Origin of the sequence: Synechococcus sp. BDU 130192 (genome assembly GCF_963876085.1) — a bacterium.
Lineage (GTDB): Bacteria > Cyanobacteriota > Cyanobacteriia > Cyanobacteriales > MRBY01 > MRBY01.
In genome coordinates, this window is sequence record NZ_CAWNNO010000012.1 from 16,137 (window position 1) to 28,975 (window position 12,839).

Annotated in this window: 7 protein-coding genes, 1 pseudogene and 1 riboswitch; of the genes and pseudogenes, 3 read left to right on the forward strand and 5 right to left on the reverse strand. The window is 46.9% G+C overall.

The window, feature by feature from the left end; genetic code table 11:
* Positions 1 to 298: 298 nt before the first annotated feature.
* A complete protein-coding gene (locus tag AACT35_RS05670) occupies positions 299 to 1,579 on the reverse strand; it encodes an NAD(P)/FAD-dependent oxidoreductase (RefSeq protein WP_099239017.1) in 1,281 nt (426 codons plus the stop codon).
* A 361-nt stretch (positions 1,580 to 1,940) separates the two neighbouring features.
* Positions 1,941 to 2,020: riboswitch (Fluoride riboswitch) on the forward strand.
* Between the two features lie 99 nt (positions 2,021 to 2,119).
* Here AACT35_RS05670 and AACT35_RS05675 point away from each other — a divergent pair.
* Positions 2,120 to 3,736 (forward strand): cation:proton antiporter, encoded by a 1,617-nt coding sequence (locus AACT35_RS05675; protein ID WP_099239019.1) that lies wholly within the window; start codon positions 2,120 to 2,122, stop codon positions 3,734 to 3,736.
* Here the strand turns inward: AACT35_RS05675 and AACT35_RS05680 are convergent.
* The gene (locus AACT35_RS05680) at positions 3,733 to 5,352 is read right to left on the reverse strand and encodes an alpha/beta hydrolase (RefSeq protein ID WP_099239021.1); all 1,620 of its coding nucleotides are present in this window, start codon (positions 5,350 to 5,352) and stop codon (positions 3,733 to 3,735) included. The two genes, AACT35_RS05675 and AACT35_RS05680, sit on opposite strands and share 4 nt — an antisense overlap.
* Positions 5,353 to 5,547: 195 nt before the next feature.
* On the opposite strand from AACT35_RS05680, the pseudogene AACT35_RS05685 reads away from it, so the two are divergent.
* Positions 5,548 to 6,413 (forward strand): annotated as a pseudogene (locus tag AACT35_RS05685) (IS4 family transposase); the annotation flags it as partial.
* The gene (locus AACT35_RS05690; RefSeq protein ID WP_099239023.1) at positions 6,407 to 6,727 is read left to right on the forward strand and encodes a recombinase family protein; all 321 of its coding nucleotides are present in this window, start codon (positions 6,407 to 6,409) and stop codon (positions 6,725 to 6,727) included. The pseudogene AACT35_RS05685 and the gene AACT35_RS05690, both read left to right, overlap by 7 nt.
* 174 nt (positions 6,728 to 6,901) lie before the next feature.
* Here AACT35_RS05690 and AACT35_RS05695 read toward each other — a convergent pair whose 3' ends face one another.
* From AACT35_RS05695 to AACT35_RS05705, 3 genes are all read right to left on the reverse strand, one after another.
* Positions 6,902 to 8,581 carry an HlyD family efflux transporter periplasmic adaptor subunit gene (locus tag AACT35_RS05695; RefSeq protein WP_254047998.1) on the reverse strand — a complete coding sequence of 560 codons (1,680 nt, stop codon included), beginning with the start codon at positions 8,579 to 8,581 and terminating at the stop codon, positions 6,902 to 6,904.
* A 69-nt stretch (positions 8,582 to 8,650) separates the two neighbouring features.
* Positions 8,651 to 11,689: a peptidase domain-containing ABC transporter gene (locus AACT35_RS05700; RefSeq protein WP_445267904.1), complete on the reverse strand. Its 3,039-nt coding sequence runs from the start codon at positions 11,687 to 11,689 to the stop codon at positions 8,651 to 8,653.
* 59 nt (positions 11,690 to 11,748) lie between these two features.
* Positions 11,749 to 12,483, reverse strand: coding sequence for a peptidylprolyl isomerase (locus AACT35_RS05705; RefSeq protein WP_099239027.1), 735 nt, complete (start codon positions 12,481 to 12,483; stop codon positions 11,749 to 11,751).
* Positions 12,484 to 12,839: the final 356 nt, after the last annotated feature.

Genomic DNA, 12,839 nt, shown 5'->3' on the forward strand with positions numbered 1-12,839 from the left:
AAAACTTTCCTGCGTGCAATTCAGCACAGTTAAAAGATGCTCAAAAAGTTAAATTTTGCATCTCAACTAAAACTGTGCTCTTTTTATTTCTCAAAATAATTCTACTGAATCAATCAAGTACGAATTTAAACACACATTTATTAAATAAATGTAATCCACTAACTGCATTATTGAAACTAAATTTAAAACACTAACTTTTTCTTTTTTAAAGACTCTATTAATGGAAATTTTAGCCCCTGGGAATATTATCCTAGATCTCGATTTTCTCAGCATTGAAAAGACAAAATTTTCACTGCACTTAGTCTGGAGGAAGGGGACGCACAAGCTGCAATCCCAATGCCTTTAAGCCCAGTTTCTCAAACCAAGGTATCGTTAGACCCCAATGCATTTTCGTCAGGAAAAACAGTTCAAAAAGGGTTTTGCTCCAACTCACCCACCGTCCTTCAAGGGCGACACAGCGGCGACGTTTGACCATGCCTGGCTCTCGCTGTACCGGATCGGCGATGAAGATAATGCCGCGATCGCCAAAATCACTCATGCAAATTGCGGCGAGAGTCGCCGTGACCGGAGCACCCAGATTGGAGTTAAGCTGTCGGGCAATATTGTGGGCGGCGGCCATCCCCATCGCCTCCGTCATTTGTCCCGTTTTCGGTAGACCCGTGGGAATCGGCGTGGCTTCATGGGGCGTTAGCTCAACAATCACCCCCGCCGCATACACGGAATCGAACGCTGGATGTTGATAGGTGGGCAAGACGGGAATAAACCCCTGGGGATTGGCGATCGCCGGACAGTCACGCAAAAAAGCAGGCCCCTGGAACGACGGCAAAACCATACTGTAGGCAAAGGGTAGCTGTTCTCCATCCGCCAAACAAATCATATCCGGTTTAATGGCGGTAATCTCAGCATTGGCACGGGTTGCAATATCCTGTTGCTGGAGAACCTGCTCGACCAATTCCTGCGAGTGGGCCATGCCCCCAATCCCCAAATGACCCAAATAGGGTTCTGGGGTGACCAATGTGATCGGTACCTGCTCCCGCAAACCCAACCGTCGCAGTTGCCAATCTGCCAACAACGCAAACTCATAGGCCGGGCCAAAACAACTCGCCCCCGGTGCTGCCCCCACGACCAATGGGCCTGGATTCTGGATAAATTTTTCCCAAGCTTGGTGGGCAAGCAGCGCATGGTGGGGATTACAAACCGACTGGGTAAAGCCTGTCTCTGGGCCGAGACCCGGTAAAGCATCGAGGTTTAAAGCTGCGCCCGGCGCAATCACCACATAGTCATAGTCAATTCGTTTTGCGTCTGGCCCAACCGAAACATACCTTTCCTGGGGATTAATCTGCTGCACAGCCCCCTGTACCCAATGCAGACCATGGCGACGGGCCAACGCTGGCAAGGGTAATTGCACCTGATCTAATCTTTTTAGACCAAGGGCCACCCAAGGTAAAGAGGGAATAAACGTAAAGTGGGGTGTATCAGCAATGAGGGTAACAGTGTGGTCGGTAGTCAACAGGTGCCTCAGTTCATAGGCCGTTGGCAGACCACCAATACCAGCACCGATTACAACAATATGAGCCATGCAATTTAGGAGGATGCAGTGAGTTTGGCGAGGACAAATCAGGTAGAAACTAGGTGTTTGTCCAAGCTTAATTTGCGGGGGGCAATACCCAGGGCCAAGCCAATGAGTTCAGTATGTATAGAATGGGCTACTTACCACTTACATTGTAGGCTCTCTCGCTGTCTGGTTAATGGAATTCTAAGTTTGTTAAACAGTAATGGACAGACAAAAACGACTGGACGGACGGTGCGGATTTTGTTCGCCTAAAAATTAATCTCACCAGTGCCGTAACCCACTGCAATAAGATTAATCTCTAAGTTTTTCGAGGATTTTGGTGCAGTAGACTTCCTTAGGGTCAATCAGTCAGTTTTTGTGATATAAATTTAGCGATGGTGATGGAGCTCACCGAAACCGCCTAGGATTTTTTTTAATTGCACCTCGGCTAATGGCTCCTACGCTTCCGACTTGTGGTGAAGCAGTAGGGCTGTTTTGATCTAGGCTGCACTAATTTTTTTCGCTACAAGTCACGTTGATTAACCACCCTAACGACAACGTGATCCCATGTTAGAGAGTATTATTTGGATTCTTTTGCTCGGTTTTTTTGGGGGGCAAATCGCCCAACGGCTCAGGATTCCGGCCCTGGTAGGAATGGTGCTTGTTGGCATTATTCTCGGCCCCCAGGTGGGGAATGCGATCGCCCCAGAAGTTTTAGCGATCGCCGCTGATCTGCGGACAATGGCGGTGATGGTGATCTTGATGAAAGCGGGTCTGGGCCTCGACCGGGAGAAATTAGCCCAACAGGGTAGTGTTGCCCTCCGCCTCGGTTTTTTACCTGCGACCTGTGAGGCGATCGCCATTATGTTGATTGCGGTGCAACTTTTCCAATTTGATTGGGCGACGGGGCTGTTGTTGGGATGTGTGCTGGGGGCCGAATCACCGGCGGTGATCGTCCCAGGAATGCTGCGGCTAAAGAGTCTCGGTTGGGGCGTCAAAAAAGGGATTCCCGACGCAATTTTAACGGGAAGTGCCCTGTCTGATGTGCTGTTGCTATTAGTGTTTAGTCTGCTGCTGGCCTTTCTCACCCAAACCACGGCGACAGGGGTGACATTAATCGGGGGTTTAAGTTTGAGTCCCTGGCAATTGCTGCCACTGCAAATCGTGACTCAAATTAGCCTTGGTGTTGTCCTCGGTTGGGTGACGGCGCGCCTGTTGGTTTCCCTGTTAGCGCGACAAAATTGGACAGATAATGCGGTGCAAGATGGGTTGATCGCCGCTGGTGTGGCGCTACTGTTGGTCATTGGGGCGGAATATTTACCGATTTTCTCTGGTTATCTGGCGGTGATGGGGACGGGTTTTTTCTTAATTGAGTTGGATGCACCTTTGGCCCGTCGCCTGCGGGGAAGTTTTGATAGTCTGTGGGCGATCGCCCAGATTATTCTCTTTGTTTTGCTAGGGGCCAGTATCCAATTAGATGTCCTCGGTAATACGTTCTGGCTGGGTCTCTTGGTGTTGGGAGTCGGTACTTTGGGGGGGCGATCGCTCGGCTGGTATCTCTCAACCCTGGGGAGTAACTGGACTGGGCGAGAGCGACTTTTTTTGCTGCCTGGTAACTCTGCCAAAGCGACGGTGCAAGCGGCCATTGGGGCGATTCCCCTGAGCCAAGGTGTTGCTGGTGGTGAAATTATCCTCGCTTTATCGGCCCTCTCTATTTTGGTGACGGCTCCCCTCGGTGCCTGGGCAATTCCCACCTTTGCCCCCAAACTCCTCGAACGGGGCGACATTGACCCGACTAAAGTTTCTGTAAATCGCCGCACTATCCTCCTGGCTGCCGTAGACACATCGCCCCTGGCCCAGCAAATTTTAATCAAAACCGCTGAATTGGCCCGTCGTAGCGATGCGGAGGTGATTGTTCTCCACGTGATTCGCACCGATAACCCGGCTGAATTGCAACGGCTGCGACAACAGACCCGCCGTAACCTTGCAGACATCCGCTATCAGTTTATCGCAACCCCTGGGCCAGTCCCCGCAACGATTATGGATATTGCCCATACCCATCAAGTGAGCGAAATTATTATGGGTAAACGCAACCATCACCCGCCCAATAACTTGCTGATCGGTTCGGTATCCCAGGCCATTTTAGAAAAAAGCCCTTTACCTGTGGTGATTATTGAAGCCTAATTAATATCGATCTGATTTTCTTGTTTGAATTCGGCGATCGCCGCTTCTAACTCCGGCAACGAATCTTGGGTAATCATGAACGTTTTAAATTCTTCATTTTGGCTGAGGTACTGCCCATAGGCCGGATCTAAATAAGCACGGTACTGGTCATCCTCTGCCGTGTAAACCTGAAAAAAAGCGAGGGCGATCGCCTCACTATAATCATTCAACAGTTGGGGGCTCGGTAAATTCAAACGGGGAATGCGATCCAGCAAACCCGTAATCCCCAGATCAAGCCGAGAAATATCCACATGGGCCTGACCCTCCTCCAGGATCAAATATTTTTGCTCACTGCGAATCCACGGAAACGAACGCACCTGCTCAAAAATAAAGGGCGTCGCCGGATCATAACTCCCTGCCACCACCGCAATGGGAATCTCGATTTGACTTAACGCCGCTTCCCCAAAAATACTGGCATTAACCGGATTTGCCGCAATCACCGCCTGGATCCGTTGATCCCGAAAATTATAATTCTCCGGAGAAAGCTGCAACGCCCGACATTGCAACAACAACGCATTATTAAAAATGCCCCACTCCGCCGCACAATCCTCATTTAACTGCTCAAAATTTGGCGTCGGAAAGGCTCCAGCTACCGCTAAAGCTGTATAACCGCCGTAGGAGTGACCATAGATACCCACATTTTCTAAATCCAACCGTCCCCCAAACTCAGTGTCATTGCGCCGTTCCAACTCGTCCAACGTAAAACTAATATCGAGGGGGCGATTCACAAATTCCTGCAAATCAGACACCTGGCGCTGGTAACCCACCGCAAATTCCTCCAGATAGGCCAAATCGCTCCCCGGATGTTGCGGTACCACCACCACAAACCCATAACTGGCCAAGTGTTGCGCCAAATTACGATGCTTTTCGGGGGCAGAGGCTAACCCATGGGAAATCAAAATAACAGGCACTTTCTCCCCCAAAGGTTTTTGAGGACGATAGATCTGGGCATAAAATTGGCGATCGCGTTTTTGATCAGCCAACTGCCACGTCTTCATCTCCACAGCGAACATTCCTATCTTTCTCAAATCAGGGCGTTGCCCATAATCAGCCACAGCCGCGAATTTTGCCTCCTGCTTAGCCAATTGTTCAACTTCCTCAATAAATCGTTCTGTTCCCGCTAAAATCGTGGAGACATTTTCCGCAAAACCAAATAATTGTTCTAAATCAACCTGAACATCAACCCCCAAATTATCCAGAACATTTAATAACGTCAGGCCATTTTCCTCAAAGGCAGATTTAATAATTGCCCCCCGCAGTGCGTACTTGCCATTACGTCCTCCACGAATATTGACCACTTGACCAAAAGATTCTAATAACCTTTCCCCTTCGTCGGTTTTTAAACTGCGAGCCAATAGCACCGGATCAATTTCAATTTTTCGGGTGAGAGCCGTTTGCAGTAATTGACGTTCTTCTGCATCTGCCCCCACAATATCCAAGTAAAATTTTAGGTCGAGGGGAACATTCCCCGTTGCAGCAAAACTTTTCAGGGAGTCAATCTTTAAAGATTCCATCAGTGGGCTGTAGATAAAATAAATCTTTTCAGCGTCCTGTGATGACGTGCCCAAAGTCATCATGGGAATTAATCCCAAACCTAGACTAAAGATCCAAGATGTGATTTTATTTGCCTTTTTTCCCACAATTGTCACCCTGTTGATTATTAGATAAACTACCGATTATAAATATCGATATCTCAGTACGGGACAAAAAGCTTGAAAAGAATAGAAAGAGAGAGGGTTTGATCGAAATAAGCACAAATCAATCAACCCCTCATGAATCAGATTAGCGAAATTCGCCGCCAATTGCGACCTCATCTCGGATGCCATGGAGCCAGACTGTCATTTATCGCTCTCTTCCTGGTGGCACTGTTCCGGGCCAAAACCGTCAATCTCGCTGAACTTGCCACCGTTTTGGGAGGCAATGCAGCAGAAGAATTTAACTACAAACGCATGCAGGGATTCTTTCGGTCCTTTGACGTCAACATGAACCAGATCGCCAGGATGGTGATGAACAGTGCAGCTATCCCGCAATCTTGAGTTTTAAGCATCGACCGCACTAACTAATCCTTTGGGGCAACGGATTTCAATATCTTGATATTTTGTTTTATCCATGAAGGTATTGGCTATCCGCTGATGTGAAAAATGTTGGAGAAAAGGAAGGGAAACAGTAACAGTATGGATTTGCTTGAACGCTTTGAAACCCTATTTCTCGATATTGAGATTGCCTATCTCACGAGAGACCGGGAGTTTATTGGCAAACCCTGGCTGTCGTATCTGATGCTGGATAAACCAATTCCCCTTTCGTCTGCGCATACGTCAGATAGAAAAGATAAGGAGTGAAACAGGTGAGACAAGAATGCTGCCAGGAAAACGGTGGGGGTGGAGTCGTCAAGTCTATGTCATGGGCACTCGTCTCGACTCGAAACGAAGAGCTCGCAAAAATGAGGATGAGTTTCTGATTATCATCACCACCCATGACCCTCAAAATGCTTTAACAGATTACCGTCGTCGCTGGGGAATTGAAACCCTGTTTGGGGCTCTTAAGGCCCGTGGCTTTTGCTTGGAATCGACTCATTTTACCGATAAGGTGCGTTTCGGCCATTGGCTTTGTTTGGGCCATGAAGGCGGGTTTATGGCGACTATTAGTACGACAACTCCTGCGGGAAAATTGGTCTTTGGCATCTTTGCATCGTTGGCTGAGTTTGAGCGGGATTTGATTCGAGAAGGTACCATTGCGGATTTGGCGGCAGCTCGCGCTCGAGGGCGCAAAGGCGGACGCAAGTTTGAATTCTCCAAGGCTCAGGTACGTTTGGCTCAAGCGGCTATGGCACAGCGAGATACGATCGTTGCGGCTTTATGTCAGGAGTTGAGTATCGCTCGAACAACTCTCTATCGCTATGTTTCACCTAAAAGTGTACTCAGAGATAATGGGTTGCGAGTTCTTAACTCTTAACATACGATTTTTTTCTTTTCATGAGCTTATAGTCAATCACTGGATTTCCTATGTAACAAAGCTTTCAGATATTTACATAATCCTTAGCGTATGATTGATTTTTTCCGTTCCATGGTGCGACCCTAGGTAGACTTAAAAATAAAGACAATTGTAACTAAAGTTTTTTTAGCTCAGTTACCGTAGCCGTTTGAAATCATCAACGCGCTTGTTAAATAGATTTGTCAACAAACTCAATACCGAGCGCTTTTCTTGAATTTTGATATTGACGCTCACAGACATGCCGGATTGTAAGGGCAGCCCATCCAGGCTTTGCTCCTCTAAAGAGATACCCACGGGGAAACGGTAGTAAGGATAAATCTCATCAGGCGGTAAGGCATCGGAACCAACACTGATGACCTCCCCTTCAATGTCACCAAATTTGCTGAACGGAAATGAATCAATTCGAATATCAGCACTAACTGGCCGGGTAGTTTTTTGTTTTGCTTGGAAACGCTCCAGGACAAAGCCGATATCACGGTTTGTGACAAATACTTCAGCCACCAGAGCATCATCGGGGACAATTTTGAGCAGTGGCTCAGCCTGACCAGCACGGGGAACAAAACGAGGACTAGCTTGGAGATCAAAGACAGTTCCTGCAATGGGAGCTGTCACCCCTTGATATTTGAGGGTTTCGTTGACTTGGGCCAGTTGACTCTCAACTTCTGATAGACGCTTGCTGTTTTCAACAATCATTTTGTTGAGTTCACTGTCAATGGCGGCTAGGCGTTGTTGAGCCCCATCCACTTGCTCCCGTTGGGAGCGCTCAACAGACGATTCGGCATTAGTGAGCTCTGCATTGGCTTGACGAATATCGAGTTGTAGCCGTTGTTCTTCCCTGAGGAGTTGATCGATTTCGGCACGGCGATTATCGATTTGCTGCTGTTGTTGTTTACGCTCAATTTCACCACTAGAACGCTGTTCAATCAGTTGGGCTTGCCGATCGCCGACCTGCTGTCTTTGGCGCTCAATTTGTAGAGCTGGGATAGCTCCGGCCAGTTCAGGGTTCTGCACGCGATTTAAAATTTTAGTTTCAATGTCTAGGCTTTCTTTTGCTTGGGTTAAGGTCTGCTGGTTGCGATCACGAATATCCGCAAGCATCTGTTGATCGATGGTGAGTTGTGTTCGAGCATTAGCCAGTTGTGATCTCGTTTGGGCTAACCGTTGCTGTAATTGCTCTAATTCGAGTTGGGATGCCATCACACGTGATTGGGTCTCCCGTTGGGCCGCCGATACCCGGGCCGCTTGGCTAGCACTGAGAGGACTGTTATTTTCACCAATCTGGGCCCGGAGTACTTGGGTTTCACTGATTAAACTAAGACGATTGAGTGCCAAAGCCCTCACCTCTGGTGGTAGATCTATACGGATGAGCTGCTGTTGTAAAGCCTGGATATTGGCAGTATTACTGAGGATGGCACGGTAAAGTTGATTTTCTTGGAGTAAAGATTGCTTGATCGCTGAGAGAGATTTTTGACTAGCGGCGGCGGCGTCAGAATCAAAGGTTAATAACAATTCGCCTGCTTCGACCTGATCACCATCTTCTACAAAAACTTCTTTAACAACACCATTGATGGGCGCTTGAATCTCCTGAACGGTTTTTTGGGGCTGCAGCTGACCGGTTGCAGTGACAACCTGCTCAATTTTAGCGATCGCCGCCCAAGCGACAGTGGAAACAGTGACCCCAAGGATCACCCAGATAATAGTGCGGGAGAGGGTTGGAGATTGGCGCAACACCACAGGCTGATCGAAGTCAGGTTGCTCGGTTGCTTTGCGGATAGCATCTTCAGAAAAATTGGAGTTAGAAGTAGTTTGGGTCATGGGTTTAGCGATCGCCTTTGCAAAAGGTCAATAGTAGAGAATCGAAATAAATCAGAGAAATTAGTCAAATTAAGCCTCACTGCGGGACTGTTGCTGATAAAGACTGTAATATCGCCCCCGCATTGCCATTAACTCGTCATGGGTTCCCTGTTCCGCCACACAGCCCTCGTGCATCAACACAATCACATCGGCATCCTTAATCGTGTCGAGGCGGTGAGTGATAAAAAATACCGTCGTATCGTGAAATGCTGCCTTGAGGTTATTGCACACCTCCCGCTCCGTTAAATAATCGAGGGCGCTGGTGGCTTCGTCTAACACCAAAATTTGGGGACGCTGTAACACCGAGCGGGCGATCGCAATCCGTTGTTTTTGTCCCCCAGAGAGTGCCGCCCCCCGTTCCCCCACCTGCGTGTTATAGCCATTGGGCAGAGCTTCCATAATGAAATTGTGGGCGGCTGCCACCTGTGCCGCGTATTCAATTTCCGCTGGTTCCGCCTCCGGATTTGTCAGGGCAATATTTTCCTGAATGGTTCCCTCAAACAACAGCGTTTCTTGGGGCACAACCCCCACCTGCCGCCGCAACGAATACAACTCCACCTTATTCACATCGTAGCCATCGATTAAAATTCGCCCCGCTTCCGGTTCATACAGTCGCGAAAGCAATTTTGTTAAGGTACTTTTTCCCGCACCACTCTGCCCCACCACCGCCACAAAGGTTCCCGCCGGAAAATACAAATTCACATTATTCAGGTTTAACGCCCCATGCTTTTTAAAGCGGAAACTGACATTTTCATAGGTCACTGCCCCTTTAATCAGCGGCATCGGAATATTCTCGCGGTCTTCCTCGCCCTCTTGGGGATGATCGACAATATCGGCTAACCGTTCGAGGGAGATGGAGGTTTCTTGGAAATTCTGCCAAAGTTGGGTGAGTCGTAAAATCGGCGAAGTCACATATCCGGCAATGATCCGAAAGGCGATCAATTGTCCGAGGGTCAACACATCCGGCCCTTCTAATACCAGCGATGTCCCATACCACAGCACCAACAACCCCGACAATTTATTCAAAAAATTACTCACGGAACTGGATGCCGTTGAAGTAATCACCGTGTTAAAACCTGCTGACACATAACGGGCGTATTTTTCTTGCCATTTCCAGCGCGATCGCAGTTCGATGTTTTGAGCTTTTACCGTCTGCACCCCAGTCATTACCTCCACTAAATAGGATTGACTCCGGGCATTTTTCTCGGCTTTTTCCCGCAGTTGCCGCCGAATGATCGGGGAGAAAATCAAGGTCGCCACAATAAAAATAGGGATCACGCTGAGGGCAACCGCCGCTAATTTGCCGTGGTAGTAAAACATCACGACAATATAGACCACGGAAAAAATGGCATCGAGAACAACTGTTAAGGCTGTGCCTGTTAAAAATTGTCTAATTTGCTCTAATTCCCCAACTCTAGTGGAAATTTCCCCGACAGGTCGTTTTTCAAAGTATTGCAGCGGTAAACGGAACAGATGATCGATAATTTCGGAACCTAAACTCATATCAATACGGTTGGTGGTATCGACAAAAAGATAAGTTCTTAAACTACTTAAAACTGCTTCAAAGACAGCTAAAATCAATAACAATGCGCCATATACTTGCAGGGTATCACCACTTTGTTGAACGATGACTTTATCAATAATTTGCTGAATAATCAGGGGGTTCGCTAGGGCAAAAAGTTGTACTAAAAAAGAAGCCACTAAAACTTCAATTAAAATCCATTTATATTTTTTAATGGCGGGAATAAACCAACTAAGACCAAATCGTTCTTCGGGGGTATATTTGCCTTTTTGCAGTAATACAACTTCGACTAAACCATTTTCATCGCCCCATCCTTCTATAAAGTCTTGGGGGTTGCGTTTGACTAAGCCCATATTGGGCATTGCCACGGTAATTTGGCGATCGCCCACTTCATAGACCACGGCTAAACTGTCGCGCCATTTCACCATCAGGGGCACAGTGAGACGGGTAACGGTTTTGGTGGGGATTTTCACCAGTTGGGCATTGAGTCCCATCAGCTCGGCGATCGCCCCACAGTTGGGCAACGACAAAACATCATAGCGTTTGAATTGTTCGTCCACAACGCGGCGGATAATGTCGCCCTTAAAGCGCATTTTGTAGTATTGCGCCAACATTTGAAAGCAGGCGATCGCCCCTTCTTGTTCTGTTTTTGCTTTGATGAATGGATAGGTTTTGGGGTTTGTTTCGTCCGGAGTCTCCGGTGCCAAGCCCACAATCTCCACGGGGGCGTAGGGGATCTCTTCCTCTGGCTCTTGTCCATTGTCAAAGGGATCGGGCAACAATTCCACTGGCGGCGGCGGTTCCGGCTCTGGCTGTAAATCTTCGAGTAAATGTGTCCATGCCGATTCGGGAAATCCCACCAAACGGGCGGGCTGAATCCCTTTCACTTCAATGGTTTGCAGCTTTTCTAACTGGAGGCGATCGCCGGGCCCATAACCGAGCAAAGTCCCACCACCACTAAAGAACCATATCTTGCCTAATTCTAGAGAGCTCACCTCCGGACTGGTCGGATCATAGGAGCCCGCTGCTAACTGATACACTTCCGCTTGGGCCGATGCCCCATGGATAATCTCTTTGAGGTTGCCATTGACCTTGGCCTGTCGCGCATAATAATCACTGAGCAAATCAAAAGCTTCTACCATCGAGCAGTGTTCGCTCAATGCTTGATGGAGTTCCGGCGATTGATTAAGCAACGCTAAAAATTCCTGGCTTGTCAAAGTCAAACAAATCACTTCCGTGGAGGCGATCGCCGTTTCACAGGCAACCCCCCGCGCCGCATTCACCCACCCAATTACGCCCCCTTTCTGCAACAAACCCAGGGTCATCGGTGCTTGATTGCGTGGATCATATCCCAGTAAACGTACTTGACCCTGATAAACAATCGACACCTGATGCAACAATTTACCCCGCTGTAAAATCGGTTGTCCCATACGATAGCGAAACGGAGTTAATTTTCCATTTAGCTGTGTCAGCAATTCCGACGATAACTGATTAAAAGGTGAGGTTTGACTTAAAAATTCTAGATAAGGCAGTTTCATGCGAGACAAAATAGGGCAAAATAATTAAGTTTTAGAACAAGAAAAAAGACATTTAAATTAATGTATTGCTATTCTAAATATTGAATGGTCAGTTGATTTTTAACGGATTCCTTTAACCATTTTTCAAATTGTTCATTTATGAGTCGTTGCCGCATCAATTCATCTAATTGAGCCGGCAGAAACTCTTCTAGGCGCAGCACCACATACCACTCACCAATCTTCATCGGTGCTTTTAACGCTCCAGGCTGGGCATTTTTCAAAACTGCGGTAATTTGGGGGTGGGGCGTACTCATTTCCACGGGACCAACCAATCCCCCTGTTTGCGCCTCTGCTCCCTGGGAATATTGTCCGGCAAGGGGAGCAAATGCTGTCGCATCATCCAGAATTCGAAAGTACAGTTCTTGGGCAATCCCAGCATCCTGGGTGCGAATTAATGAATAAATCATTCGATCTAACTGATCTTTTCGCTCCATAAAATAAGTTTCTATATTATTTCCCCACCTAACTTGTTTAAGTTTTTCAATTTTTAGGGGGCGAGTTGCGATCGCCGATAACTGTTCTGGCTGTAGACCATTATTCTGCAACCAAATTTGTAATTGACTTTCTGACTTTAGTTGTAATTTGTTTACAAACTGTTGGATTGCAATCTGGATATCTTCGGGGTTATATTCTATTTCCTCTAAGCTAGTAATTTCTTGATCAAGAATGATTTCTCTAGCTAATTGGGGCAATAATTGGTATTGGACAAGTAACCTAATTAAATCATCTTGTTCCAGGTTTTGTTCTCTAATTCGAATTCTCATGAACGAGTTTCCTTGATGAGATAGTATCTGTAGTGAAAATCAGTCAAAATAATTGAATTATTTTATTAATTTAATTTGTCTATTATTTTTAAAGTTTTTTCCCAATAACACTAAACTTTTAGTCTAATAAGATTTATGCCAAATTGAAAATTTATGGGTTAGCCCAGTCTATTTAATCAGAAGCTTTTGAAGTGGCAATATGTAGTTTTTATGCTGAATAGTGGGGCGTGTATTTTTTCTTTGAATTTTCTCCTCTAGATACAAGTAAGGGGGGTGAATAAAGATGAAGTAACTTTATCCATTAAGGCCAAAGACAGTAGAGTTTTAGGTGTTTTATCAGTTTTTATAAGGCCTAT